Genomic DNA, 25,522 nt, shown 5'->3' with positions numbered 1-25,522 from the left:
CGTATGGAAAGCTTCGCCGCCCACCGGCGGCGTGTCAACTCCGCCCCGCCTTACAGGGTCGCGCCGCCCCGCCCGGGCCCGCGCTCGAGCACGCGGCGCACCCGGGCGAGCCCCTCGGCCACCCGCTCGCGCGCGGCCGGTGCACTGATCGCCAACCGTACCGCCTGCGGTACCGGATGGCGACCCACGGCGAAGGGTTCACCGGTCTTCAGGCGCACGCCCTCGGCAGCACACGCGCGGGCGAACTCGTCGGCCCGCCAGGGCTCGGGCAGGTGGAGCCAGACATTGAATCCATACGGCTGCGCGGCAAACGCCAGACCCTGGAAGTGCTCGGCGACCAGGGCCTGGCGGGCGGCGATCTCCTCGCGCTGCCGCCGGGCCAGCTCGTCGGCCGCGCCCGAGTCGATCCAGCGGCACGCCGCCTCCGCGTTCAGCGGCGGCGCCATCCAGCAGTTGCCCCGCAGGGCCTGGGCGACGTCGTCGAACCAGCGCGGCGGCGCCTGCACCAGCCCCACCCGCAGGCCGCCGGCGAGGACCTTGGAGACCCCGGTGATATGGATGACCCGCTCCGGCGCCCGGTCCACCAGCGCGCTCGGGCGCTCCGCCGCGGCCACCAGGTGCACGGCGTCCTCGATCACGGCGACGTCGTGGCGCCCGGCCACCGCCAGCAGCTCGTCACGCCGGTGCCCCGGGATCACCTCGGCGGTCGGGTTGTTCTGATCCGGCGTGAGATAGACCGCGCGCACAGCGTGCTGGCGGCAGGCGGCCTCCAGCGCGCCCGGCTGTACACCCTCGCCATCGCTCGCCAGCGGCAGGTGCCGCAGCCCCAGCCCGCGGGCGGCGGCGATCATCCCGGGATAGACCAGGCCCGCCGAGGCCACCGTCTCGCCGGGCCGGGCGACAGCCTGCAGCGCCATGTTGAGCCCGTGCAGCGCGCCGAGGCAGATCAGGCTGTGCCCGGCATCGATGCCGTAGCCCCAGCCCCGCAGCCAGCGGGCCAGCTCGGTTCGGTGACGCGGCAGCCCGGCCTCCGGGTGATAGCCGAGACACTCGGCGAGCGCCGCGTCGTCACCGGCCAGGTCGCGCAGGGCGTCGGCCAGCGCCGGCGTGCGGCCCATGGGCACAGGGAAGGCGAGACCGAAGTCGATGTCACCGTCCTCCGCCGCCGGGGCGACGCTGAACCCCTGCCCGGAGCCGTCCTGCGGCGAGCGGACGTACGTCCCGCTGCCCACCCGCGCACTGACCAGTCCGCGCCGCTCCGCCTCCGCATAGCCCCGCGTGACCGTGCCGACGGTCACGCCAAGGGCATCGGCCAGCGCGCGATGGGTGGGCAGCCGGTCGCCGACGGCCAGCTCGCCGGCCGCGACTGCCCGGGCAACGGCCTCGGCGATGGCCCGGTAGCGGGGGCCGGCGTGAACGGAAAGATCGGGAACCCAGATTGTATCCATTACAAAAATCTTCTTTACATCAGAATGTTGGCAATTATTCTCTGTTTATACCGATCAGATTGATGCAATTGTATTCATTGTTCTTGAAATTGTCACCATTTCGCGCAGGAGAACCGGGATGAACACGCCGACCCCGACACGCCGACGCTTCGAGCAGAACGCCTATCGCCGCGACGGACAGGCACGGGTCGTCGCGGTCACCGAACGGGGCATCGTGCTGGACGAGACCTGCTTCTACGCCGAGGGCGGTGGCCAGCCGGGTGACACCGGCGCCCTGCATACCGCCACGGGCGCGACCCTATGGGTGACGGACACCCGCTACCTCCCCGGCCGCCTGCGCATCGGTCACCAGGTCCCGGACCCGGGCGGCCTGCAGGCCGGGGACACGGTCACGCTCGCCATCGACTGGCCCCGCCGCTACCGGCACATGCGCATGCACACCGCACTGCACGTGCTCTGCGCCCTGGTCGACGCGCCGGTCACCGGCTGCGCTATCCATGCCGGGCGCGGGCGCATCGACTTCGATCTGCCGGAATCAGGCCTGCGCCGGGAGGACCTCGACGCCGCTCTCCAGCGCGTGATCGGCGATAACCGCGCCGTCCATGCCGGCGAGGAGGACGGCGCGCGGGGCGGCGAATATACGCTCCGCGCCGCCCCGGGCGAGGGGGAGACGCTGCGCGTGGTGACCATCGACGGGCTCGACCGCCAGCCCTGCGGCGGCACCCACGTGCGGGCCACCGGCGAGCTCGCGGGCATCCGCATCGCCCGGATCCACAAGAAGAGCCGGCGTGCCCGGCGCGTGGTGCTGATCGACGAGACCGCGCCGGAGGCGGTGGAATGACCCCGGAGAACGCCCTCGCCGCTGCGCTGTTCGCCTTCGCCCTGTCCGCCACGCCGGGGCCGAACAACGTCATGCTCACCGCCTCCGGCGCGCGCTTCGGCCTGCGCCGGACGGTGCCGCACCTGCTCGGCGTGACCGCGGGCTTCGGTGCGCTCACCGCGGCGGTGGCGCTGGGGCTGGGCGGGCTGTTCGAGCACTACCCCGCCGTGCACACGGCATTGCGCTGGATCGGCGCGGGCTACCTGCTCTACCTCGCCTGGCGCATCGCCACGGCGGACCCGGCCGGCGATAGCACGCGTGCCCGCCCGATCCGGTTCACGGAGGCGTTCGCGTTCCAGTTCGCCAACCCCAAGGTATGGGTGATGGGCATGACCGCGGTGGCGCTGTTCACCGCCCCGGGCGACGGCTACGCGCTCTCCGCGGCGGTGGTGATCGCCATCTGCATGGCGATCAACCTGCCGTGCGTGTCCCTTTGGGCCTGCTTCGGTACCGCGATCGGCCGCTGGCTCGGCAGCCTGCGCGCGCGCCGGCGGTTCCAGTGGGTGATGGGCGGGCTGACCGCCGCCTGTGTCGGGCTGGTGGCGTTCTAGCGCGGCGCGGCGCGCGGAAGATCGGCTCGGGTAGGTCGGGCACGCCTGCGGCGCACGAGCTACCCGAGCCGCCATTCTCTGCCCGGGACCCGGATCAACAGACCTGGTTGGTCACCCGGTTCTCCTGGCGGGGTGGTCCGGCTCACACCTCCAGTCTTCGGGGTAGGTGCCGAGTGCACAACCTGCCGGAAGGCCATATCCAGGGCGGGCGTGCCCCACGGGGCTCAGTCGCTGAACATGGGTCGCCCGGGCAGGTGGAACTGTATCGGCTCGCGCTGCGGATCGCGCTCCCGGGGCCAGGCGTAGACGGCCTCGGCGGCCAACCGGGGCCAGCGGGTCCGCCAGTTGCCGATGCGCACGTCCACGAGGCCGGTGACCGTGCCGCGCACGGTCACGCGCCGCCCCGGTGCATAGGCATCGGTGGACAGGACGCGCTCGCTGACGGCCAGGAAACGGCCGCCGGCCTCGCCCCAGTAGACGTTGGGCTGCTGACGGCCGCGGAGCGGAAAGGCGAGGACCTCCAGGCGGGTCCCTGCCCCGTCCGGGCGCCGGTCGACGACACGTCCGCCCCAGACCACATCGCGGCCGACGGCGTCACCGCCGGCGACCAGTGCGGCGGGCAGCGGCTCACGGGTCGCCCCCGTCTCGCGCACCGGCCCCGCCGCGCAGCCCGCCAGCATGCCGGCGAGCAGGGCCGCGGCGGCCGCGCGTTTCACCACGCAGGGCAGCCCCAGGGGTAATGGCAGTCCCACCAGCCGGGGTACCACCCCGGCGGCGGCGCCGGCGGCGGCCGCTCGGGCCAGAGCTCGTGGCCGCCGACCTCAACCACTGGATAACGATAGGGATAGTCCCCCACCGTGCGCACCTCGATGCCCGTGACGCGGCCGGTGACGGTAATCTCCTCGCCCGGGGCGTAGACCACCGGGTCGAGGAAGCCGTCGAAACGCGCGAGGAAACGCCCGCGGCTCGCGGCCCCCGGTTTCGGCCGGGCGCTGCCGTCCAGCGGGTGCTCGACCACCGCAAGGAGGGTGGCATCCTCGCCGTTGATCACCTCCGCAACCTCCCCGCCCCAGAGCACCCGCGTGCCGGTATACCGCCCGGCCTCCGCACGGACATCCGCCGGCGTAGGCGAGGCGGCGGGCGCGCTCTGCAGGGACTCCGGCACACTGGCGCAGCCACCGAGCATGACGGCGGATACGACGACTATGGCGAACAGCTGGCGCATGATCCCGCCCCTCCCTGAGTGGCGCCTGTGTCCTCTTCGACCCGGGACGAAACAGGCGCGTTCCCCGAGTATAGCGCCGCCGCGGCGGACTCAGTCGCCGATGGGATCCATGCGGTAGATGCGGTCGATCTCGCCCGGCCCGCGCACGCTCACCGACAGGTCGTTCACCCGCCCGTCTACAAGACCGTAGACCCAGCCGTGCACCGCCAGGGTCTGCCCGCGCGCCCAGGCATTCTGCACGATGGTCGTGTAGCAGACGTTGCGCACCTGCTCGACGACATTGAGCTCGCAGAGCCGGTCGGTACGCCGCTCCTCGTCCTCGATCGCGTCGAGCTCCGTCTCGTGGAGGTGATAGACGTCCCTGATGTGCCGCAGCCAGTTGTCGATCAGCCCGAACTGACGGTGCCCCATGGCGACACGGACCCCGCCACAGCCGTAATGGCCTGTGACGATGATGTGGCGCACGTGCAGCACCTCAACGGCGAACTGCAGCACCGACATGGCATTCATGTCGCTGTGGACCACCACGTTCCCGACGTTGCGGTGCACGAACAGCTCCCCGGGCATCAGGTCGACGATGTCGTTGGCGGGCACCCGGCTGTCCGAACAGCCGATCCAGAGGTAGTCCGGATTCTGCTGGCGCGCCAGCCGGGAGAAGAAGTCCGGCCGCTCGCTGGACAGCCGCTCCGACCAGCGTCGGTTGTTCTCGAGAAGATCGAGGATGTCGCTCAAAGCACCCGCTCCGGTGACGACACGGTCATTTACGGCAAGATAACAGACCGGGGACCGGGGTATTCATTGATCGGAAGGGGTTGCAAGCGTGTCGAGCAGCTCGCGCACGAGCGGGTTCGGGAACTGCCGGCGCTGGAAGATCGCGTAAAAGCGCTCGCGCACCTCCGGCACACGGCAACGCTCGACCAGCCTGCCCGAATTCAGCTCGTCACGTATCACCACCGGCGGGACCAGCGCATAGCCGGTGCCCTCACGGGCGACCAGGCGCAGCATGGCCATGTCGTCCACCTCGGCGAGCACCACGGGCCGCACGCCCGCGAACTCCAGCAGCCGGTCGAAGCTTGCCCGGACCCCGCTCTCGAGGCTCGGCAGTACCAGCGGCAGGCCGTCCAGATCGTCCGGGAAACGCAGCTGCGCCGTCCCCGAAGCGGCGGGACCGACGATGCTGATGGGCTGGCTGTCCACCAGCTGGCTGTACCAGTCCGACCCTGCATCGCGGGGCACGGGCTCGTTGGACAGGACCAGGTCGAGGGCGTGCGTCTGCAGCCCGGCAAGCAGCTCGTCGCGCCCCGCCGAGCGGATCACGAGCTCGATGTCGTCCCGGTGGATGAGCGGGCGGAGCAGCTCCAGCTGGAAGTTGCGTGACAGCGTCGTCAGCGCGCCGACCCGCAGGATACGCCGGCGGGTCCCGGCGCCACCCCGCAGCGTGCTCACGAGCTCGGCACCCGCCGCGAAGACGGTGTCCGCGTAGTCGAGCGCGATGCGCCCGGCCTCCGTCAGCTGGAGCCGCCTGCCCGCACGTTCGAACAGGGCGTGACCGAGCTGTTCCTCCAGCCGTCGGATCTGCACCGACAGCGCCGACTGCGACACATGGAGCCGCGACGCGGCCGCCGCGACGCTGCCCTCGTGTGCCACCGCCCAGAAATAGCGCAGGTGGTGATAGTTGAGCTGCTGCATACCGTTCTATTTTATTTAACTAAAACGGGCAAACAATGAATTTTTTATCTCTCCCGGAGCTTGGTACAACACCCAGGCATTCACGCGAGAGAGTCCATCATGCCCATTCAAGCCCTGCCCGCCCTGGCCCCCATAGCCCTGGCCGTCGCCGCCGCTTTCGGCCTGCTGCGCCCCGGCCGGCGCCCGCTCGGGGTGGCGCGCGCCGCGCAGGTGGCGGCACTGCTCGCCGTTGCCGCGGCGGCGGTCGCCGTCGGGGTCCTCGCGTGGTCCGGGCCGACGACAGTCACCGGCATCCGGCTGGATGCGGTGAGCGCCTCCCTCCTCGCCCTCGTTACCTTGGTCGGCTGGGTGGTGCTGCGCTACACGGCGAGCTACATGGACGGCGAGGCCCGCGAGGGCGCGTTCACGGGGTGGCTTTGCGCCACGCTGTCGTCGGTGATGCTGCTGGTGATCTCCGGGCACCTGCTCCTGCTCGTGGCGGCGTGGATCGCCACCAGCGTCTGCCTGCACCGGCTGCTGCTGTTCTATCCGCAACGGCGCCGGGCCCGGCTGGCGGCACGCAAGAAGTTCGTGATGGCCCGTCTCGGGGACGCCGCCCTCTGCGGGGCGGCCGTGATCCTGGCTGTCGCCTGCGGCAGCGGCGACATCGCCGCGATCCTGGCCGCCGCAGGCACTGAGTCCGCCACCACGGCCATGCGCTGGGCGGCACTCCTGCTCGCCCTCGCCGCCGCGCTCAAATCCGCCCAGTTCCCGACCCACGGCTGGCTCACGGAGGTCATGGAGGCCCCTACCCCGGTCTCGGCGCTGCTGCATGCGGGGGTGATCAACGCCGGCGGCTTCCTGCTGATCCGCTTCGCCGACGTCATCCTGCAGGCGCCGCTGGTCATGGCGGCACTGGTGGCCCTCGGGGGCTTCACCGCCCTGTTCGGGGCGATGGTGATGCTCACCCAGCCGGCGGTGAAGACCTCGCTCGCCTGGTCCACCGTGGGACAGATGGGCTTCATGGTCATGCAGTGCGGCCTGGGCCTCTTCCCCCTCGCCCTGCTGCACCTGATCGCCCACTCGCTGTACAAGGCGCACGCGTTCCTCGCCTCCGGCTCGGGCGTCGATCAGGTCACCGCGGCGCGCCGGCCGGGCCCCGTGGCGGTACCGGGACTGACTGCGGTCGGCGGCGCCTTCGCCACGGCGCTCGCGACCTACATCGGTGTTGGCCTGCTGTTCGGACTCGAATCCAAGCCACCCCAGGTGATCGCCCTCGGACTGATCCTGATCCTCGGCGTCGCCTACCTGCTGGCGCAGGGCTTCGCCGATCACGCACCCCGGGCACTCACCCGGCGCACATCGCTCTACGCCCTGGCGACCACGCTGGGTTACTTCGCCCTGCACGCGCTGACCACCGCGGCGACCGGGACCACTCTGCCACCGCCGCCCGCGCCCGGCCCGCTCGCGTGGGCGCTCATGGCCCTGGCGTTGATGAGCTTCGCCGCCGTGGCGGTGGCGCAGACGCTGTTCCCCCTCTGGGCCTGCCACCCGGCCGCAACCGGCCTGCGCGTCCACCTCGCCAACGGCCTGTACGCCAATGCCCTGCTCGACCGGCTGCTCGGCGCCTGGCGCGTGAACGACGACATCCACGCACACCGGAGAACGACGTCATGAACCTGGACAGCGGCAGCATCAACCGCGCCGCGGAAGACGCGGTCAGGGCCGTCCCGCCATCCTGGCCGCTGACCGGGTGGATCGCCGTCAACCCCTTCGCCGGTCACACCGGGGACGACCTCGCCACCGCCATAGCGCGGCTGGAACGGGTGGCGGGCTGTGCGGTCACGCCCCCGAGGTCGTGGCACCTGGAGGCGATCCGCGACGGCCGCATCACCAACGGGGATCTCGAGGCCGCGCTCGCAGCGGCCCCGCCGCACTGGCGCTCCGTCACGGTCGAATTCCTGAAGGCCGCGACCGAGCAGCCGCGGCCGCGGCCGCTGCCGAGCGTTGCGGAGCTGGCCGCCAGGGCCTCCGGCACGGACTGGCCGGCCCTCATCGAGGAGCGTGTCGGTGCCTGGGCGTCCGCCTACTTCGACGAGGGACAGGCGCTGTGGCCCATGCCGCCGGCCCGGGACCCGTTCGTCTCCTGGCGGGAGACGGCCACGCGCGACCTCACCCCGGAGATCGCGGGGCTGCAGGGCTTCGCACGGGAGATCGCGGAAGGTCCGGCGACCGCGGAGACCCTCCTCACGGCGGCCACACAATACCTCGCCGTACCGGAGCAGGCGGTGACCTCCTATTACCACCGGCTGCTCATGGACCTCGGCGGATGGGCGCAGCTGGCACGTTACCGCCTCTGGCGCGCCGAGCTGAACGACGACACGGACCGCACCGCGGTGGGGCTGCTGGCGGTACGAATGGCGTGGGAGCAGGCCCTGTTCCGGCACCACCGCGAGGCGATCGAGGCCGACTGGCGGGACGTCTGCGCCAGCCATGCCCGGCCGGTTTCCCCGCAGGAACGGCACATCGTCGACGCGCTGCTGCAGGACGCCGCGGAGCGCAGTGCCCAGCGCCGGCTGCCCGAACAGCTCACGCCGGACAGTCAGGCCGACGACGACCGGCCGGACACCCAGGCCGTATTCTGCATCGATGTCCGCTCGGAGGTCTTCCGGCGCTGCCTGGAACGGGTCGCGCCGTCGGTACAGACGCTGGGCTTCGCGGGATTCTTCGGTCTGCCGCTGGCACACCGGGAGGCCGGCTCGCACCTCTGCGAGGCACGCTGCCCGGGGCTCGTGCCCCCGGCACTGGAGAGCCGCACACCGGAGACGGGCGGGACCGCCGGGCACTGGATCAGGGCGCGCGCGTCACGGGCGTGGAAGCGCTTCAAGCTCGCAGCCGTATCGTCCTTCGCGTTCGTGGAGTCGATGGGCCCCGTCTACGCCGGCAAGCTGCTGGGCGACAGCCTCGGTCTGCACCGGCGCCACCAGGGCAGCGCAGCCCCCGCCCCGGACATTCCGGGTCTCGGCCCGGAGGAACGCGCGGAGACCGCCGAGTCCGTCCTGCGGACGATGTCGCTCACGAACAACTTCTCCCGACTGGTGGTCTTCGTCGGCCATGGCGCCGGGGTCACCAACAATCCGCACGCCGGCACGCTGCAGTGCGGCGCCTGCGGCGGACACGCCGGGGACGTCAACGCCAGGGCGCTCGCCGGCCTGCTCAACGACCCGGATGTCAGGGCGCGGCTGGCCGGGCGCGGCATACCGGTTCCCGCGGACACGCTCTTCGTGGGCGCGCTCCACGACACCACCTCGGACCGGGTCATGCTCTTCGACGGTGACGCCCCGTCATCCGCGCACCGGGATGACCTGGCGAGGCTCGCGCAGCGGTTCGACACCGCCGGCGAACTCGCCCGCGACGAACGCGCGCGGCGGCTGCCCCGGGCCAGGCACGGGTCGGACGTGGCCGCCCGGGGCCGCAACTGGGCCGAGCTGCGCCCGGAGTGGGGCCTGGCCGGCTGCAGCGCCTTCATCGTGGCGCCGAGGCACCGCACCCGTGGCCGTGACCTCGGCGGCCGGGCCTTTCTGCACAGCTACGAATGGCGCGATGACGAGGGCTTCCGCGTCCTCGAGCAGATCCTGACGGCACCGGTCGTCGTGGCGAGCTGGATCAACCTGCAGTATTACGGCTCGACGGTGGCGCCGGAGACGTTCGGCGGGGGCAGCAAGGTCCTGCACAACGTCACCGGGGGTATCGGCGTGGTCGAGGGCAACGGTGGTGCGCTGCGTACCGGACTGCCCTGGCAGTCGGTACACGACGGCGACCGACCCGCCCACCACCCCCTGAGGCTGACGGTGGTCATCGAGGCCCCGACGGAGGCCATAGACCGGGTCCTGCGGCGCCATGACGACGTCCGCGCGATGTTCGACAACCGCTGGGCACACCTGCTGGCACTGGACGAGTCCGGACAGCTCGCGTGGCGTTACCACCGCGCCGGACACTGGACGCCCTGGACGGGCGAGCGGGACGCTGCACCGGTCGCGGCCGCCGGCTGATCCCCGCGGGCGGGGATCAGCGTCCGAACCCGGCGGCGACCTCGGTCCAGAGACCGGCATACGCCCTGGCGGCGGCGCTGCGCGGGGCGAACGTCCCCACCGGGGCCTGCTCCAGGCCCATGCGCTCGACCACGCTGGCGTAGGGGATCCAACCGGCCATCAGGCCCTCGAAGGCCGCGGGCGGCTCCGCCAGCCAGTCCCGGTGCAGGCGGCGGCGACGGTCCACCAGGCTGAAGAACGGGGAGAGCCGCCGGCGCACCGCCTTCTTGCCGCCCAGGTGCTCGCGCATCTGCGTCCACGCCCGCAGCGACAGCGGGCTCGGCACCACCGGCACCAGCACCCGGTCCGCGGCCCGCGCGACCTGCTCGGCGAAGCGGGACAGCCCCGGCGGGCAGTCCAGCACCACGAGCGCGTACTGCTCGGCGAACGGCTCCAGCAGCGTGCCCAGATGCTTGCGGGAATCCGCGGTCCGGCGCAGCAGGTCGTCGAGCTCGTGGAGCGCCTGGTCGGCGGGCAGCACGTCCACGTTGTCGTGCGGGGTGGGCCGCACCTCCCGGCCCAGCGGCGACTTGCCGCCGAGCAGCTTCTTGGCCTTGCGCTCGAAGCCGCCGTCGGCACCGAGATACCAGCTCGCCGCGCCCTGGGCGTCCAGGTCCCAGACCAGCGTCGGCCAGCCGGCGCGCCCGGCCTCCCAGGCGAGATTGACGGCGGCGGCGGTCTTGCCGACGCCGCCCTTGAGGTTGTGCAGTGCCAGGATGTTCATGTCACTCCGCGGCGTCCCGTACGAGTGTGTTCAGGGTGCCCGCGACCGTCCCGGGCGGGGCGTCGCGGCCTGTCGGCAACGATGCCCGGGTCATGCGTTCCCCGGTCATGCCGCCCTCTCCTCCGGGCGAATACCCCGCGGGAGGCGGACATTCATCGGCCCTTGCGGGTCAAACGCCAGTAGGCGCGCCAGCGCGCCACCAGCACATTGCTCTCCTCGGCGTAGAGGCGCCGCCCGGACGCCACGGCCCGACGCGTCAGCCGGGTACGGCGCCGCGAGACGGCCCGGACGATGGCGGCACGGGTAGCGGCGGCACCGAACAGCGCCGGCTCCTCGGCCATCAGCGCATGCATCACGGCGAGGTCGTGGTCGTCGCCAAGGGCGTCGGACAGTCCCTTGAGGCACCGGCGCCGGGCCTCGAGCATCTCCGGCCAGCAGCGCTCGAACAGGCAGGTGTGGTACCAGTGGTCCTTCACCCGCTTGCGCCACTCGTGCAGCCGCTCGTCGGTAACCCCCTTCTCCACCGCCGCCAGCGCGCGTGCGCCGTCGCCGAAGGTCCGGGCAAGGCCGCCGCGAAACAGCGCGAAGCCGCCCCGCGGCAACGGCCAATCAGTCAGCGCGGCGCGCGCATCGCCGAGGGATTGCCGGGCGGCGGCGATCGCGTCGGCGTCCGCGCCCTGCCCCGCCTCGTCGGCGCGCGCCGCCAGCCGCTCGCGCACGCGCTGCATCGCCGTACTGGAGAACCGGCGGGGCTCGTCGGCGGCGAGGGCGTCCCAGCATTCCACCAGGGCGGCGGCGTCGCGCATGCCCGACAGCCCCCGGGCGATGTCACGGTAGCGGGTGTTTTCGCCACGGAAACGCCTGCCCAGATGCGGACGCAGCAGGCGGACAACGGCGCGTATCTCCTTCAGCCGCTTGCGCGCCTCGTGCACGCCCTCGGCGCGCCGGTCCCCGGGCAGGGCAAGCGCCTCGTCGGCACGCTCGATTCGGTCCGCGACGACCCGCCGGACCTCGTCGTCGGCACCGCGGCGTGGATCGATGCGATATCCGCTGCTCATGGCCTGTACGTCATTCCGGTCATGCGTCTCGTCACATTCTAACCATTTACGTGGCGCGCACTGTTACAGCGCAGCGCTGGGGGCTTCTTCCAGAGAAACAGAATCGTTATCATCCTCAATCACGCGATTAACGATCCACTGACGGAGGACGCCCCGATGACCAACCGAACCGGCCGCACGCTCTGCACCATCGCGACCGCGGCGCTGGCCGCCGGCGCCCTGTTCAGCAGCGCCGTCCAGGCCGACGGTGAAGCCGGCGAACACGTCAAGGCGATGCACGAGCACATCGACACCTATGTCTCGGACGCCCGCGCCATGACCGAGACCGCCAGCGGCCTCGCCGATGCCTACGCCAGGGGCGAAGCAGCGGATCCCCAGGCCCTGATCGACAAATGGGAGTCCGTGAAGCTGCACGCCGCCGTCGAGACCACCGCCGCCACGATCTACTCATCGATCTGGCAGGGCATCTACGGCGTCAAGGAGGCCATCGAGAAGGAGCGCCCGGACGAGGCCGTCCGCGAGCAGGTGGACGCACTGGATCACGCGCTCTGGCAGGGCGTGGGCGCCGTACGCCTGGCCGCGATGCAGCAGAAGCGCGGCGGGCAGGAGGAACACGGGCACGGCGCGTCCGGGCCGGTGGCAACGATCGGGGAGATCGAACACAATCTCGACCGCGTTGTCGCCGAGTATGCCGAGGGCGAGACGAAGGAGGCCAGGGAACTCGTGCACAGCACGTACATGGAGCGCTTCGAGGGCATCGAGGGACTGCTCATCGAGCAGGACGCCGAGCTCGTCGAGGCGCTGGAGAAGGCCTTCAACGTGACGCTGCCCCGGCTGATCGACCAGGGCGCCGAGCTCTCCGAGCTCCGTGGGGCGGTGGACGCGATGAAGGAGAAGCTCGAGCGCGCGGAGGGCCTCGCGGCCAAGGCGGGCGACGACAAGGAAAAGGTGTTCTGAGCATGCAGCGGCGGCGATTCCTCCAGGCCCTGACGGCACTGGGCGTGATGGGCGGGCCCCTGCGGGCCCTCGCCGCCACCACGCCGGGGGCCGGCAGTGCCGCCCGCACCGCCGTGTCGGTGGACGAGCTGCCCCCGCTGGAGGGCGAGCTCACCGTCTACCTCGGCCGCGGCGAGGGCGGGCTCTACGAGAACGTGATGGACGCCATCCGCAAACGGAACCCGTCACTGACGCTGAACCTCCGGCGCGGCCCCTCGGCGGCGCTCGCCAACACGATCACCGCCGAGCACGAGGCCGGCATCCAGCGTGCCGACGTGTTCTGGGCGGTGGATTCGGGCTCACTCGGACTGGTGGCGGATACCGGCGCCGCCCGTCCGATCCCCGACGATATCCACGCCTTCCTGCGCCCGTCGTTCCGCTATCCGGGCTGGGCCCCGGTCACCGGGCGGGTCCGCACCCTGCCCTACAACACCGAGCGGGTGGACCCGGCCGCCATCCCCGAGGACATCATGGCACTGCCGGAGACCGACCTGCGCATTGGCTGGGCACCGGCGTACGGCTCGTTCCAGTCGTTCGTCACCGCCATGCGCCTGACCGAGGGCGATGCCCGCACCCGGGAATGGCTGCGGGGGATGCAGGCCAGGGCCAGCAGCTACGCCGGCGAGCTCGGCGTGGTCATGGCCACCGAGCGCGGCGAGGTGGACCTGGGGCTCGCCAACCACTACTACACCCTGCGGCTGAAGGCGGGCATGCCGGAGGCCTCGGTGGCGCTGGCGTTCACCCGCGGCGACGCCGGCTCGCTGCTCAATGCCGCGGGCGCCATGGTGCTGAACCCCGGGGAGACGGCCTTCAACTTCGTGCGCTACCTGCTCACACGCGAGGTCCAGGGCTACCTCGCCCGCGAGGCCTACGAGATCCCGCTGGTCTCCGGCGTGGACATGCCCGAGGGCCTGCCGCCGCTCTCGCGGATCCAGCCGCCGGACATGGACCTCACCCGGCTCTCGGAGCTCCAGCCCACCCTCGCCCTGATGCGTGACGTCGGGGTGCTGTGAGGCGGGCGCCACTCTCCTATCCCCTGGCGGCAGTGGTCGCCGCGGCGGCGCTGCTGCCGGTGGCGGTACTGCTCTATCTGGGCGTGGGGGCCGGCCCGGCGCTGAGCCCCCGCGCGCTGGGCATCCTCGGCGAGACCGCCCTGCTCACCGGTCTGAGCGTCGCCGGCGCGGTGCTCATCGGCGTGCCGCTGGCGGTGGCGAGCGCCTGCGTCGAGCTGCCGCTGCGCCGGTTCTGGCTCGTCGCCCTCACGGCCCCGCTGGCGATGCCGAGCTATATCGGCGCGTTCGCGCTGTTCGCCGCGTTCGGCCCGGGGGGCGAGATCGAGCACCTGCTGGGTCTCACCACCCCGCCGGTACGGGGCCTGTGGGGCGCGGCGCTGGTCATGGCGCTCTACACCTACCCGTTCGTGCTGCTGACCACGCGGGCCTCGCTGCGGGGGCTCGACGCCGGGCTCGTGGACGCCGCCCGGACCCTGGGCCTGTCCCTGCCCATGGCACTGCTGCGCGTGGTGCTGCCGCGGGTGCGCAACGGCATCGCCGCAGGGGCGCTGCTCTCGGCGCTGTACACCCTCTCGGACTTCGCCACGCCGGCGATCATGCAGGTCGACACCTTCACCCGGGTCATCTTCATCGAGTACAACGCCTTCGGCCTCTCCCGCGCGGCCCTGCTGTCACTGCAGCTGCTGACCCTGGTCGCGGTGGTGCTGTTCCTCGAATCCCGCGTGGGCAGCGAGCGCGAGCGCCCGGGTCGAGCGCTCAGCCTGCGTCTGCGGGCGCTACCCACGACGGCGGTCCTGGTACCCGCCGCGCTGGTGCTCGCCGCCGCCATCGGTCTGCCGCTGGCGGTCTTCGGGGCGTGGCTCGCACGCGAGGGCACTGCCGGCTTCGACCCGGCGATCGCCCTGAATTCCGCCTACACGGCCGCGCTGGCCGCCGCCGGGACGGTCATCATCGCCCTCCCGGTCGCCTACGCCGCCTCCGCCGGCCGCGTCGGCCGCGGCCTCGAACGGGTCACGTACCTGGGCTTCGGCATCCCCGGAATCGTCATGGGCACGGCGCTGGTCTACGTCGGCCTGCGCGTGCCCTTCCTCTACCAGACCCTGGCCCTGCTGATCCTCGCGTATATGCTACGATTCCTGCCGCTCGCGGTCGGCGCCGTGCGCTCGACCAACGAACGCCTGGACCGCAACCTGGTGGGCGCGGCGCGCAGCCTCGGCGCCACGCCGGCGGAGGCGTTCCGGCGCGTCACCCTGCCGCTGACGCTGCGGGGAATCATCGCCGGTGCGGCGCTGGTGTTCCTGGAGGTCATGCGTGAGCTCCCCGCCACCCTCCTGCTGCGACCCACCGGGTTCGAATCCCTCGCCACGGAGCTGTGGCGGGTCTACGAGGCCGGCTACTTCGGTCGCGCCGCGGTGCCCGGGCTGCTGCTGGTCCTGGTCTCCGGGCTGGCGCTGCTGGTCATGACGGCGGGCGAGCAACGCATCGACAACGCACCGGCAAGAGACAGGCAACGCTGATGCTGGCGGTTCGCAATCTGTGTGTCCGCTACGGGCGGACCACCGTCCTCGACGACGTGAGCTTCGAGCTCGATGACGGCGAGATCCTCACCCTGGTCGGCCCCACGGGCTGCGGCAAGACCACCACGCTGCGCGTGGTCGCGGGGCTCGAGCGCCCAAGTGCCGGGACGCTGGAGATCGACGGGGTGCACGTCGACCGCGACCGCTTCGTGCCCCCGGAGAAGCGCCGCACCGGCCTGGTGTTCCAGGACTTCGCGCTGTTCCCCCACCTGTCCGTGGCCGAGAACATCGGCTTTCGCGTGCGCGACCGCGCCCGGGTGACGCACTGGATGCGGGTGCTCGGCATCGAGACACTCGCCGACGCCTATCCGGACACCCTCTCGGGCGGGCAGAAGCAGCGCGTCGCGCTGGCGCGCTCGCTCGCCCACGAGCCGTCGCTGATCCTCCTCGACGAGCCCCTCTCCAACCTCGACGCGGCGCTGAAGGCGGAGCTGCGCTGGGAGATCCGGGCGGCACTCAAGGAGGCCGGCGTGGGGGCGCTTTGGGTCACCCACGACCAGGACGAGGCCCTGTCCATCGGCGACCGCGTGGGCATCATGCGCACCGGCCGGCTGGAGCAGCTCGGCCCGCCGGAACAGTGCTTCAGCGCCCCCGCCAGCCGTTTCGTCGCGCAGTTCCTCGGCGAGGCGGTGTTCCTGCCCGGCGAGCGCCGCGGCGACGAGCTGCGGACCCTGCTCGGCGCCGGCACTGCCCGGGCCGGGGACAGCGGGGACGGCCCGGTGGACGTACTCCTGCGCCCCGACGACGTCACCCTGGCGGCCGACGGCGACACCAATGCCGCGGTCGAGTGGTCCCGCTACGAGGGCGGCACGCGGCTGTACGCGGCGCGCCTGGACGACGGCCCGCTGCTCAAGGTCCGCACCAACCACGAGACCCACCTGGCCCCGGGGGAGCGGGTCAGCGCACGGATCACCGCCGGTCACCCCCTGGCCGCGTTTCCCCGCGAGTCCGCCTGAGCCCCGCCGCCCACCGGGCCGGTATCCGCCAGCAATCCGGACAGCGGCCAGCCGAGCGCGGCACAGACGTCCGCGAAGTCCGCGGCCGGCGACGCGGTGATCTGGCACGGCGTGCCGTCCACCGGGTGCGGGAAGGCGATACGCCACGCGTGCAGGAGCAGGCGGTGGCTGTCCAGGTGGTCACGGAACAGCCGGTTGTGCGGCCCGTGGCCGTAGGTGGTGTCGCCGACCAGCGGGTGGTTCGCCCGCTCCATGTGACGACGGATCTGGTGCCGCCGCCCGGTGAGCGGGACGACGCGCACCAGCGAGTAGCGCGCGGCGGGATAGCGGTCCACCGGAATGGGCAGCTCGACAGTGGCGAGGCGCCGGAAGCGGGTCAGCGCCGGGCGCTTCTCGCCGCCCTTCTCCCGGGGGACCGGCCGGTCGACCTCGCCGACCTCCGGCGCCCAGCCGCGGACCACGGCGAGGTAGTCCTTGGCGACGTCGCGGCCGCGGAACGACGCCGCGAGACACCCCGCCACCGCCGGGGTCAACGCGAACACCAGCACCCCGGAGGTCGCCCGGTCCAGGCGGTGCACCGGGTAGACCCGCTGGCCGAGGGCATCGCGCACGCGCTGGAGCGCGACATCGCGCTCGCGGTCGAGCTCGGTGCGGTGCACCAGCAGGCCCGAGGGCTTGCTGACCGCGACCAGCGACTCGTCACGGTAGAGGATGGTCACGGCGCGGGACGCCTCCGCGGTGGCGAGGCTCACCCCGCGTCCGCTTCCGCGGCCTCCAGCTCGGACTCGGCCTCCATCCACTCGGCCTCGAGCTCGTCGTGGCGACGGCGGAGATCCCCCTGCTCGCGCAGCAGCTCGTTGAGCCGCTCCTTGCCATCCGCCTCGTAGAGGGCCGGGTCCGCCAGCGCCGTCTCCAGCTCGGCGAGACGCGCGGAGGCGCGCTCGATCTCCCGAACCAGGCGCTGGACGCGATCCCGCAGCGGCTTCATCGCGCGGCGGCGCTCGGCGGCACGCTGGCGCTCGGCCTTGCGGTCCGCGGCGCTGCGCCCGCCGGCCGGGGTTTCCTCGGCGAGGCTCCGCCCGCCGCGGCGGCGCTCCGCCAGCCAGCCCTGGTAGGCCTGGAGGCCGCCGTCGAAGGGCCGCACGCCGCCGTCGGCGACGAGGAGGAAGTCGTCCACCGTGCTGTTGAGCAGGTGGCGGTCGTGGGAAACCGTCACCACGGCGCCGTCGAAGCCCTGGAGTGCCAGGGTCAGGGCGTGGCGCATCTCCAGGTCCAGGTGGTTGGTGGGCTCGTCGAGGAGCAGCAGGTTCGGGGCCTGCCAAACCAGCAGCGCCAGCACCAGCCGCGCCTTCTCGCCACCGGAGAGCGGCGCCACCGGCTCGGTGGCCTGGTCGCCGTGGAAGCCGAACCCGCCGAGGAAGTCCCGCAGGGTCTGCTCCAGGGCATCCGGCGCCAGCCGAGCCAGGTGCAGCACCGGGCTGGCCTCCGGGTCCAGCTGCTCGAGCTGGTGCTGGGCGAAGTAGCCCACGCGGAGGTTGCGCGCCCGGGTCATGCGGCCGGCGAGGGGCGCCATCTCGCCGGCAAGGGCGCGGATCAGGGTGGACTTGCCCGCCCCGTTGGGCCCGAGCAGACCGATGCGTCCGCCCGGACGCAGGCCGAGGTCGATACCGGAGAGCAACGGCGCCCCGCCGTAGCCCAGGCTCACGCCGTCCATGCTCAGCAAAGGATTCGCCGCCGCCGGCGGCTCCGGGAAGTCGAAATGGAACGGCGAGTCCACGTGGGCCGGCGCGATGCGCTCCATGCGCTCAAGCGCCTTGACCCGGCTCTGGGCGGCGCGGGCCTTGTTGGCCTGGGCGCGGAAGCGGTCGATGAAACGCTGGAGGTGGGCGATCTCGCGCTGCTGCTTCTCGTAGAGCGCCTGCTGCTGGGCCAGCCGCTCGGCGCGCTGGGTCTCGAAATCGCTGTAGCCGCCGCGGTAGAGCGTGAGCTGGCGGTGCTCGATGTGCACGATCTCGTCGACGACGGCGTCGAGGAAATCGCGGTCGTGGGAGATGAGCATGAGCGTGCCCGGGTAGGCGCGCAGCCACTGCTCCAGCCACAGCACCGCCTCCAGGTCGAGGTGGTTGGTGGGCTCGTCGAGGAGCAGCAGGTCGCTGCGGCTCATCAGCGCCTGGGCAAGGTTGAGCCTCACCCGCCAGCCGCCGGAGAACCGCGCGACGGGCCAGCCGTGCTGCTCGGCGGGGAAGCCGAGGCCGTCCAGCAGCTCGCCCGCGCGGGCGTGGGCGGTGTAGCCGGAGGCGTTCTCGTAGCGCGCATGGGCGCGTGCGATGGCCTCGCCGTCGTCACCGACCTCCGCCTCGGCCACGGCACGCTCCGCCGCCCGGAAGGCCGTATCGCCGTCGAGCACGAACTCCAGCGCCGGACGTTCCAGCGCCGGGGTCTCCTGGGCCATGTGGGCGATCACCCAGTCCCGCGGCACCGACATCTCGCCGGCGTCCAGCCCCATCTCGCCACGAAGCAGCGAGAACAGCGTGGACTTGCCGGTGCCGTTGGCACCGACGAGCCCGATCTTGTGGCCGGCGTGGATGGTCACACCGGTGTACTCGAGCAGCGGCTCGGGGCCGCGACGCAGGGTGATGTCACGCAGGCTGATCATGGCGCGGCAATGTACCCGGGCTGGGCGCGGATTCAAAGTAACCGGACATGACACCTGAAAACCGGGGCGATGCGCAACCCGTGCTAGGTTCCCGGGCATTGGCGTCCACGGCGTCAATAACAACCCATTAGAAAGGAGCCAAACCATGTGGAAGCGTCTTGCCGGCATTGCCGCCGCAACGGCCATGGCCGCGGGGATCGCCGCACCGGCGACGGCCGCCGACGAGCCGGTCACCATCGGCTGGGCCGCGTGGTCGAGCAACGAGATGACCACCAAGATCATCGCTCACGTGCTCGAAGAGAAGATGGACCAGGACGTGGAGCTGGTGCAGACCGACATCGCGCCGCTCTACCAGGGCGTGGCCAACGGCGACGTGGACGTGATGACCGTCGTGTGGCTGCCCTCCACCCACTCGGACTACATGGACAAGGTCCGCGATGACGTGGTCAACCTCGGGTTCATCTACGACCACGCCAAGCTGGGCTGGGTCGTGCCGAGCTACGTCCCGGAGGACAAGATCGACTCCATCGACGACCTCTCCGACCCCGAGGTGCGCGACAAGCTCGACGGCACCATCACGGGCATCGATCCGGGCGCCGGCCTCACCCGCCTGTCCAAGAAGGCGATCAAGGACTACGGCCTCGACGACTACAACCTCCAGCTCTCCAGCGGCGCCGGCATGACCGCCGCGCTCAAGCGCGCCATCGACCGCAAGGAGTGGATCGTGGCTACCGGCTGGAGCCCGCACTGGATGTTCGGCGCCTTCGACATCCGCTACATCGACGATCCGAAGGGTGTGCTCGGCTCCTACGAGCGCGTGCACAAGATCGCGCGCAAGGGCTTCTACCAGGACAACCCCGAGGTCGCCTCGATGCTCGCGCGGGTGTGGATGCCCATCGACGATCTGCAGAGCGCCATGTACGAGGCGCGCCAGACCTCCTACGAGGAAGCCGCCGCCAAGTACGTGGAGAACCACCCCAAACGGGTGAACTACTGGATCACCGGCCGGATGGAGTGATCCGCGCGCCCGGCCCCGTCACGGGGCCGGGCTCCCGCAGCGCCAGCACGCCGCGAACTGTCCCTCGACACGCTCACCGCAGCCCGGACACACCCACGCCGGCCCGTCCGAGTCGTGGTTGGACAGCACCTCGTCGATGAGCCGCCGGGCCACGGCCTCGTCCTCGTCCCGCTCCACCCAGAGCTGGGGCCAGACCTCCGTAGGCGGCAGGTCGCCCACCCCGCCGCCGAGGTAATAGTTGCGCACCATGCACACGATGCCGCGCCCACGGAGCACCTCCGCAAGGTGGCCGACGATCAGCGGGTCGCTGTCGGTATAGACGCGTTGCATGGCGACTCAGGGCAGGTGGTAGCCATGATCCGGATGCCACCCGGGCATCGCCTCGAGCAGGCGCTCGTTTTTCGCCCGGCGTGCCGGGTCCGGGTCGTCGCCGGCGGCAACGGCCCCGATCGCCGCGACGTAGTCGCCGGGGAAGCCCTGCCATCGCGCCCCGTGCCAGACGAGGTCGCGGTACCAGGCGAACGGCCGGCCATGGGGATCGACATGGCTGGTCACGGCGGTGTAGAGGAAGACCATGCGGGGCTCGCCGCCCAGGGTGAGCGTCTCCGTGCGGACCTCGTAGCCCCCGGGGCCCAGGCCCTCGATGTCGTCGAGCACCGGGATCTCGTCGTCGGCCATGGCGTAGACCACGCCGTGCACACGATCCGCCGCCTCGCCGGTGCGGTGCGCGTCCGCCTTGGCGGAGCCGTCACCGTCGCTGCGCTTGTGGAAGCGCAGGCGATAGCCGGACAGGGTCGCGGTGCCGAGCTGCCGGCACTGCGGCGTGCGCAGCCCCAGGCGCAGGGGATGCAGGTTCGACCCGTAGGCGAAGTAAAGATTGGTGCCGCGCTCGCTCATGCCCTCTCCGGATGCCGGAGGCCCGCCGCCAGGGCCGCCGTGATGTGCCAGAATGGATCGCCCGTCGAGTCTGACAGAACACGAGGAACGCAGCCACATGGACCCCACCGCCCGCCTCGCCGACGCCCTGGAGCAGCTGCTCGAACGCCTCGACCCCGTCCTCCCGCCCGCCACCGCGGCACCCGACTGGGACGCGAGCGTCGCGTTCCGCTGGCGTCACCGCAATAGCCACGGCTACCTCGAGCCGATCGACCATCCGCAGGAGCTGCGCCTGGGGAACCTGCGCAACATCGACCGCCAGCGCGACGAGCTCCAGCGCAACACGCGGCAGTTCCTGGCCGGCCTGCCGGCCAATAACGCCCTGCTCTGGGGCTCGCGGGGCACGGGCAAGTCGTCGCTGGTCAAGGCGCTGCTCACCGAGCACGCCGGCGAGGGGCTGCGGGTGATCGAGGTCGACGCCCACCACCTGGTGGACCTGCCGGACATCGTGGCCCTGCTCCACGACCGCCCGGAGCGGTTCGTGATCTTCTGCGACGACCTCTCCTTCGAGGCGGACGACGCCAGCTACAAGGCGCTCAAGGCGGTGCTCGACGGCTCGCTGGCCGCCGCCCCGGCGAACGTGCTGGTGTACGCGACCTCCAACCGCCGCCACCTGCTGCCGGAGTACATGGCCGACAACGAGCAGGCGCGCAACGTCGACGGCGAGATTCACCACGGCGAGGCGGTCGAGGAGCGCATCTCGCTGTCCGAGCGCTTCGGCCTGTGGCTGTCGTTCTACCCCTTCGACCAGCAGCGCTACCTGGACATCTGCTTCGCCTGGCTGGAGACGCTGGGCGCCGACACCCGCGACGAGGAGGCGGTGCGCGCCGAGGCACTGCGCTATGCCCTCGCCCGTGGCTCACGCAGCGGCCGTGTCGCCTGGCAGTTCGCCCGCGACCACGCCGGGCGCACGGCGCTCGGCGGCGAGTGAAGGCACCCCGGATTCAGGGCAGCAGTTCTCACTACGGTGCGCCGTCCGGCTGAATGCGTCTCAGGCGCGCACGAACCGGCCGGCGAGACGTCGCACGCCTTCGGCGCACGACCTACCCGAACTCTCGCACGCCTGCACGGTCATGGCGGGACATCAGCTGCATGTGGCGGGGGACACGGCGGCGGATCATGTAGGCTGGCTGCTCCTGGCAGAGACGTCGCACGCCTTCGGCGCACGACCTACCCGCGCCTTCAGGTAGGTCGTGCACGGCCGCAGGCCGTGTGCGACAGCGCCGCTGCCCCGGGGAGCAGGGGGCGGCGTCAGCCCTGGACCGTCGTCAAGCCGGCACGCATTGCCACGACGAGGGTTGCCGGACTCAGAGCATCTCGCTCGCGTAGTCCGCCAGCCGCGAGCGCTCGCCGCGCTGCAGGGTGATGTGGCCGGCGTGGGGCCAGCCGCGGAAGCGGTCGACCACGTAGGTCAGCCCCGAGGTGGTGCCGGTAAGGTAAGGGGTATCGATCTGGGCGATGTTGCCCAGGCAGACGACCTTCGTGCCCGGCCCGGCACGGGTGATCAGGGTCTTCATCTGCTTGGCGGTGAGATTCTGGGCCTCGTCGAGGATCAGGTACCGGTCGATGAACGTCCGCCCGCGCATGAAGTTGAGCGAGCGGATGCGGATGCGGCTCTGGAGCACGTCCCGGGTCGCGGCCTGCTGCCAGCCACCGCCGTCGGGCCCGGAGAGCACCTCCAGGTTGTCCATCAGCGCCCCCATCCAGGGGGTCATCTTCTCCTCCTCGGTGCCCGGCAGGTGGCCGATGTCCTCGCCGATGGACACGGTCGCGCGGGTCATCACGATCTCGCGGTAGCGCGCATCGTCGAAGGTCTGAGCCAGGCCCGCGGCGAGCGCCAGCAGGGTCTTGCCCGTGCCCGCCGGCCCGAGCAGGGTGACGAAGTCCACTGCCGGATCGAGCAGCAGGTTGAGGGCGAAGTTCTGCTCGCGGTTGCGGGCGTGCACGCCCCACACCGATTCACCCCCGGCACGGTAGTCCTTCAGCGGCGCCAGCGTGGCGCGGCCGGCCTCGTCCACGGTGCTGACCACCGCCTCGCGCTCGCCGGTGTGGACGCACTCCCGCGGCGCCAGCGGCGGCTCGCCGGAAGGCGCCACCGCCGTGCCGCCCTCGCCGGGCCACTCGTCGAGGCCGCGCACGCCGGTGTAGAGCAGGTCGACGTCGTCCAGGACCTGGTCGCTGTGATAGTCCTCGGCGCGCAGGCCGGCGACGGTCGCGCGAATGCGCAGGTTGATGTCCTTGCTGACCAGCACGACGGTATGGCCGGCCAGGCGCTCGCGCAACGCCAGCGCGGCGGCGAGGATGCCCTCGTCGCCGGACTCGGTGCCGTCGCGCAGGAAGAACAGCCGCCCGGCCGGGGCCGCGCCCACCGCGGCCTGCGCCAGCACCAGCCCCTCGGCCAGCTCCGCGGGGCCGGCGTCGGCGAGCAGCGTGTCCAGGAAACGGCTGACCTGGCGGACGTTGCGCGCCTCCTCCGAGACCCCGCGCTTGGCGTCGTCCAGTTCGCTCAGCACCGCCACCGGCAGGTAGAGGTCATGCTCCTCGAAACGGAACAGCGCCGCCGGGTCGTGCATCAGCACCGAGGTGTCGAGCACGTAGGCCCGGGGCTGATCACTCGCCGTCATGGAGCGCCTTCGCCGCCGCCAGTGCCTCCTCGGCGTGCCCCTTCACCTTCACACCGCGCCATTCGCGGCGGAGCACGCCGTCGGCGTCGATGAGGAAGGTGCTGCGCTCCACGCCCATCACCCGGCGGCCGTACATGTTCTTCTCCTTGATCACGCCGAAGAGGGTGCACACGCCCTCGTCCTTGTCCGAGAGCAGCGGGAAGGGGAAGTCGTACTTGTCGCTGAAGTTCTGCTGCGCCTTCGGGCCGTCGCGTGAGACGCCGACCACCAGCGTATTCGCCGCGGCGAACGCATCGTGAAGGTCGCGGAAGTCCTTGCCCTCCTGGGTACAGCCCGGAGTGTTGGCCTTGGGATAGAAGAACAGCAGCACCTGCCGGCCGCGGCAGTCGGCCAGGCGGAAGGCTGTGTCGCCCGTGGCCGGGCGCTCGAAGTCGGGGACGGGACGGTCAATCTCGATCTCGGACATCCGGGAACCTCCTTTCGCCTGGCTATCACGTCCATCCCGATCATAGGGAATCGCGCCGCGGGGAGCACGCCGGCGGCCCACCGGCCGCCGCTCAGGCCTTGGCCGGCTCGATGATCGCGTCCAGGTTGAGCTCGTCACAGAAGTCCATGAACTCCTCACGCAGCCGCGCGATCTGCATGCGTGCCGGCACATCGACGGTCATGCGCACGGAGAACATGGGGGTGCCGGTATACACTGCGGTGTAGGTCGTCGTCGCCAGATCGCGGATATCGATCTCGCGCACCGAGAAGAAGTTCGAGAGCTGGTGCACCACCCCGCCCTGATCCATGCACACCACCTCCACCGCATAGGGCAGGAGCTCGCCGCCGCGGCGGCTGCGCGCGGTGCGCCGCGTCTGCACGGTCAGCGACAGGCGCCGCTCGAGGCTCGGCAGCGTCGCCTCCAGCTTGGCGAGCTGGTTCCAGCGCCCCGAGACCAGCACGATCGCGGCGAACTCGCCACCGAGCACGGTCATGCGGCTGTCCTCGATATTGCAGCCCGCGTCCGCCACCAGCCGGGTCAGCTCATCCACCAGGCCGGGACGGTCCTCACCGAGCGCCGAGATAACCAGGAGACTGTTGTGCATGATGCTGGGATTTTCCGTGCGCGGTGGAACAACGGCGTCCGAGTGTAGCACGCGCCCGGTGCTTGCTTGTCACACCCCGGCACCGTCGCTACTATGCGGCCTTTATCGGGTTCCAGCGGGGAGATCGCGCAAATGTTCCGCGGCAGCATGGTGGCTCTGGTCACGCCGATGCACGACGACGGCTCGGTGGACGAGGCGGCGCTGGAGCGGCTGGTGGAGTTTCATATCGCCAACGGCACCGACGCAATCGTCGCCGTCGGCACCACCGGTGAGTCCGCCACCCTCGACTACGACGAGCACTGTTACGTGATGCGCCGGGTGGTGGAGATGGTTCAGGGGCGCACCGTGGTCATCGGTGGCACCGGCGCCAACTCCACCTGGGAGGCGGTCAAGCTCACCCGCTGCGCCATGGAGGGCGGCTGCGACGCGGCCCTGCTGGTGACCCCGTACTACAACAAGCCGACGCAGGAAGGGCTCTACCAGCACTTCCGCACCGTCGCCGAGGACGTCCCGATCCCGCAGCTCATCTACAACGTCCCCGGGCGCACCGCCTGCGACATCCTGCCGGACACCGTCGACCGCCTGGCCGATATCTCCAACATCGTCGGCATCAAGGAGGCCACCGGCAGCGTCGAGCGCGCCCAGGAACTGGTGGAGCGCTGTGGCGACCGCATCGACGTGTTCTGCGGCGAGGACGCCAAGAACCTCGCGCTCATGCTCGTGGGCGCCAAGGGCGCGATCTCGGTGACGGCCAACGTCGCCCCGCGCCAGATGCACGAGATGTGCGCAGCGGCGCTGCGCGGCGACCGCGAGGAGGCCGAGCGCATCGACGCGCGGCTGGCGGCGCTGCACAAGGCGCTGTTCGTCGAGACCAACCCCATTCCGGTGAAGTGGGCGGTACAGCAGCTCGGGTTCATCGGGCCCGGCATCCGTCTGCCCATGACGCCGCTTTCCGAGCAGCACCACGAGACGGTGCTGCAAGCGATGAAGCTCGCGGGCTGCCTGTGAAA

General features: G+C 71.4%; 25 protein-coding genes. 11 read left to right on the top strand and 14 right to left on the bottom strand.

What is annotated here, in order from left to right:
* Window positions 1–50: 50 nt before the first annotated feature.
* Window positions 51–1,448: a PLP-dependent aminotransferase family protein gene (locus ACEZHJ_RS08090; RefSeq protein ID WP_375036417.1), complete on the bottom strand. Its 1,398-nt coding sequence runs from the start codon at window positions 1,446–1,448 to the stop codon at window positions 51–53.
* A 118-nt stretch (window positions 1,449–1,566) separates the two neighbouring features.
* Between ACEZHJ_RS08090 and ACEZHJ_RS08085 the strand changes: the two genes are divergently transcribed.
* On the top strand, window positions 1,567–2,289 hold the full coding sequence (locus tag ACEZHJ_RS08085) for an alanyl-tRNA editing protein (RefSeq protein ID WP_163143450.1): 723 nt from the start codon (window positions 1,567–1,569) through the stop codon (window positions 2,287–2,289).
* Window positions 2,286–2,879, top strand: a complete 594-nt coding sequence (locus ACEZHJ_RS08080; RefSeq protein WP_259201364.1) for a LysE family translocator — start codon at window positions 2,286–2,288, stop codon at window positions 2,877–2,879. The genes ACEZHJ_RS08085 and ACEZHJ_RS08080 overlap by 4 nt, the downstream gene beginning before the upstream one ends.
* Window positions 2,880–3,103: 224 nt before the next feature.
* Here the strand turns inward: ACEZHJ_RS08080 and ACEZHJ_RS08075 are convergent, their stop codons facing one another.
* The 4 genes from ACEZHJ_RS08075 to ACEZHJ_RS08060 form a co-directional block, all read right to left on the bottom strand.
* A complete protein-coding gene (locus ACEZHJ_RS08075; protein WP_163143432.1) occupies window positions 3,104–3,631 on the bottom strand; it encodes a Slp/YeaY family lipoprotein in 528 nt (175 codons plus the stop codon).
* Entirely contained in the window at window positions 3,592–4,104 is a 513-nt protein-coding gene (locus tag ACEZHJ_RS08070; protein WP_259201357.1) for a Slp family lipoprotein, read from the bottom strand. The genes ACEZHJ_RS08075 and ACEZHJ_RS08070 overlap by 40 nt, the downstream gene beginning before the upstream one ends.
* Before the next feature lie 90 nt (window positions 4,105–4,194).
* Window positions 4,195–4,836 carry a carbonate dehydratase gene (gene can, locus ACEZHJ_RS08065; protein ID WP_163143671.1) on the bottom strand — a complete coding sequence of 214 codons (642 nt, stop codon included), beginning with the start codon at window positions 4,834–4,836 and terminating at the stop codon, window positions 4,195–4,197.
* Window positions 4,837–4,899: 63 nt separating this feature from the next.
* Complete coding sequence (locus ACEZHJ_RS08060) at window positions 4,900–5,793, bottom strand: LysR family transcriptional regulator (RefSeq protein ID WP_259201347.1); 894 nt, start codon at window positions 5,791–5,793, stop codon at window positions 4,900–4,902.
* 99 nt (window positions 5,794–5,892) lie between these two features.
* Here ACEZHJ_RS08060 and ACEZHJ_RS08055 point away from each other — a divergent pair, with 99 nt between their 5' ends.
* Both ACEZHJ_RS08055 and ACEZHJ_RS08050 read left to right on the top strand, forming a co-directional pair.
* Entirely contained in the window at window positions 5,893–7,449 is a 1,557-nt protein-coding gene (locus tag ACEZHJ_RS08055; RefSeq protein ID WP_375036416.1) for an NADH-quinone oxidoreductase subunit L, read from the top strand.
* Window positions 7,446–9,824, top strand: a complete 2,379-nt coding sequence (locus ACEZHJ_RS08050) for a YbcC family protein (protein WP_375036415.1) — start codon at window positions 7,446–7,448, stop codon at window positions 9,822–9,824. Before ACEZHJ_RS08055 ends, ACEZHJ_RS08050 begins: the two co-directional genes overlap by 4 nt.
* Window positions 9,825–9,840: 16 nt before the next feature.
* On the opposite strand, the gene ACEZHJ_RS08045 is transcribed toward ACEZHJ_RS08050, so the two are convergent.
* A complete protein-coding gene (locus ACEZHJ_RS08045) occupies window positions 9,841–10,587 on the bottom strand; it encodes a ParA family protein (protein WP_375036414.1) in 747 nt (248 codons plus the stop codon).
* Between the two features lie 152 nt (window positions 10,588–10,739).
* The gene (locus ACEZHJ_RS08040; protein WP_163142935.1) at window positions 10,740–11,645 is read right to left on the bottom strand and encodes a CHAD domain-containing protein; all 906 of its coding nucleotides are present in this window, start codon (window positions 11,643–11,645) and stop codon (window positions 10,740–10,742) included.
* A gap of 156 nt (window positions 11,646–11,801) precedes the next feature.
* Here ACEZHJ_RS08040 and ACEZHJ_RS08035 point away from each other — a divergent pair, with 156 nt between their 5' ends.
* The 4 genes from ACEZHJ_RS08035 to ACEZHJ_RS08020 are packed head-to-tail and all read left to right on the top strand — an operon-like array spanning window position 11,802 to window position 16,187.
* Window positions 11,802–12,602, top strand: coding sequence for a hypothetical protein (locus tag ACEZHJ_RS08035; protein ID WP_163142931.1), 801 nt, complete (start codon window positions 11,802–11,804; stop codon window positions 12,600–12,602).
* Window positions 12,603–12,604: 2 nt separating this feature from the next.
* A complete protein-coding gene (locus tag ACEZHJ_RS08030) occupies window positions 12,605–13,654 on the top strand; it encodes an ABC transporter substrate-binding protein (RefSeq protein WP_375036413.1) in 1,050 nt (349 codons plus the stop codon).
* Window positions 13,651–15,171 (top strand): iron ABC transporter permease, encoded by a 1,521-nt coding sequence (locus tag ACEZHJ_RS08025; protein ID WP_375036412.1) that lies wholly within the window; start codon window positions 13,651–13,653, stop codon window positions 15,169–15,171. Before ACEZHJ_RS08030 ends, ACEZHJ_RS08025 begins: the two co-directional genes overlap by 4 nt.
* The gene (locus ACEZHJ_RS08020; RefSeq protein ID WP_375036411.1) at window positions 15,171–16,187 is read left to right on the top strand and encodes an ABC transporter ATP-binding protein; all 1,017 of its coding nucleotides are present in this window, start codon (window positions 15,171–15,173) and stop codon (window positions 16,185–16,187) included. Before ACEZHJ_RS08025 ends, ACEZHJ_RS08020 begins: the two co-directional genes overlap by 1 nt.
* Here the strand turns inward: ACEZHJ_RS08020 and ACEZHJ_RS08015 are convergent.
* A complete protein-coding gene (locus ACEZHJ_RS08015) occupies window positions 16,151–16,939 on the bottom strand; it encodes a pseudouridine synthase (protein ID WP_375036410.1) in 789 nt (262 codons plus the stop codon). The two genes, ACEZHJ_RS08020 and ACEZHJ_RS08015, sit on opposite strands and share 37 nt — an antisense overlap.
* Window positions 16,936–18,843, bottom strand: a complete 1,908-nt coding sequence (locus tag ACEZHJ_RS08010; protein ID WP_018719405.1) for an ATP-binding cassette domain-containing protein — start codon at window positions 18,841–18,843, stop codon at window positions 16,936–16,938. Before ACEZHJ_RS08010 ends, ACEZHJ_RS08015 begins: the two co-directional genes overlap by 4 nt.
* 145 nt (window positions 18,844–18,988) lie before the next feature.
* Here ACEZHJ_RS08010 and ACEZHJ_RS08005 point away from each other — a divergent pair, with 145 nt between their 5' ends.
* Window positions 18,989–19,861: a glycine betaine ABC transporter substrate-binding protein gene (locus ACEZHJ_RS08005; protein WP_018719406.1), complete on the top strand. Its 873-nt coding sequence runs from the start codon at window positions 18,989–18,991 to the stop codon at window positions 19,859–19,861.
* 18 nt (window positions 19,862–19,879) lie between these two features.
* Here the strand turns inward: ACEZHJ_RS08005 and ACEZHJ_RS08000 are convergent, their stop codons facing one another.
* Together ACEZHJ_RS08000 and ACEZHJ_RS07995 are read right to left on the bottom strand one after the other, a co-directional pair.
* The gene (locus ACEZHJ_RS08000; RefSeq protein WP_018719407.1) at window positions 19,880–20,191 is read right to left on the bottom strand and encodes a DUF2007 domain-containing protein; all 312 of its coding nucleotides are present in this window, start codon (window positions 20,189–20,191) and stop codon (window positions 19,880–19,882) included.
* A 6-nt stretch (window positions 20,192–20,197) separates the two neighbouring features.
* Window positions 20,198–20,758: a gamma-glutamylcyclotransferase family protein gene (locus ACEZHJ_RS07995; RefSeq protein ID WP_018719408.1), complete on the bottom strand. Its 561-nt coding sequence runs from the start codon at window positions 20,756–20,758 to the stop codon at window positions 20,198–20,200.
* A gap of 97 nt (window positions 20,759–20,855) precedes the next feature.
* Here ACEZHJ_RS07995 and ACEZHJ_RS07990 point away from each other — a divergent pair, with 97 nt between their 5' ends.
* Window positions 20,856–21,728 carry an ATP-binding protein gene (locus ACEZHJ_RS07990; protein ID WP_018719409.1) on the top strand — a complete coding sequence of 291 codons (873 nt, stop codon included), beginning with the start codon at window positions 20,856–20,858 and terminating at the stop codon, window positions 21,726–21,728.
* Window positions 21,729–22,104: 376 nt separating this feature from the next.
* Here ACEZHJ_RS07990 and ACEZHJ_RS07985 read toward each other — a convergent pair whose 3' ends face one another.
* The 3 genes from ACEZHJ_RS07985 to ACEZHJ_RS07975 all read right to left on the bottom strand — a co-directional run bounded on the left by ACEZHJ_RS07985 (window position 22,105) and on the right by ACEZHJ_RS07975 (window position 24,512).
* Entirely contained in the window at window positions 22,105–23,421 is a 1,317-nt protein-coding gene (locus ACEZHJ_RS07985; RefSeq protein WP_163140328.1) for a PhoH family protein, read from the bottom strand.
* Window positions 23,408–23,887, bottom strand: coding sequence for a peroxiredoxin (locus ACEZHJ_RS07980; protein WP_163140327.1), 480 nt, complete (start codon window positions 23,885–23,887; stop codon window positions 23,408–23,410). The genes ACEZHJ_RS07985 and ACEZHJ_RS07980 overlap by 14 nt, the downstream gene beginning before the upstream one ends.
* 91 nt (window positions 23,888–23,978) lie before the next feature.
* Entirely contained in the window at window positions 23,979–24,512 is a 534-nt protein-coding gene (locus ACEZHJ_RS07975; protein ID WP_018719412.1) for a glycine cleavage system protein R, read from the bottom strand.
* Between the two features lie 132 nt (window positions 24,513–24,644).
* On the opposite strand from ACEZHJ_RS07975, the gene dapA reads away from it, so the two are divergent.
* Window positions 24,645–25,520 carry a 4-hydroxy-tetrahydrodipicolinate synthase gene (dapA, locus tag ACEZHJ_RS07970; RefSeq protein WP_018719413.1) on the top strand — a complete coding sequence of 292 codons (876 nt, stop codon included), beginning with the start codon at window positions 24,645–24,647 and terminating at the stop codon, window positions 25,518–25,520.
* The last annotated feature ends 2 nt before the right edge of the window (window positions 25,521–25,522 follow it).

Origin of the sequence: Arhodomonas sp. KWT2 (assembly GCF_041949875.1) — a bacterium.
In the GTDB taxonomy this organism is placed as follows: domain Bacteria; phylum Pseudomonadota; class Gammaproteobacteria; order Nitrococcales; family Nitrococcaceae; genus Arhodomonas; species Arhodomonas aquaeolei.
Note: the sequence above shows the minus strand (reverse complement) of the source record. Positions and strands in the feature narration are given on the sequence as shown.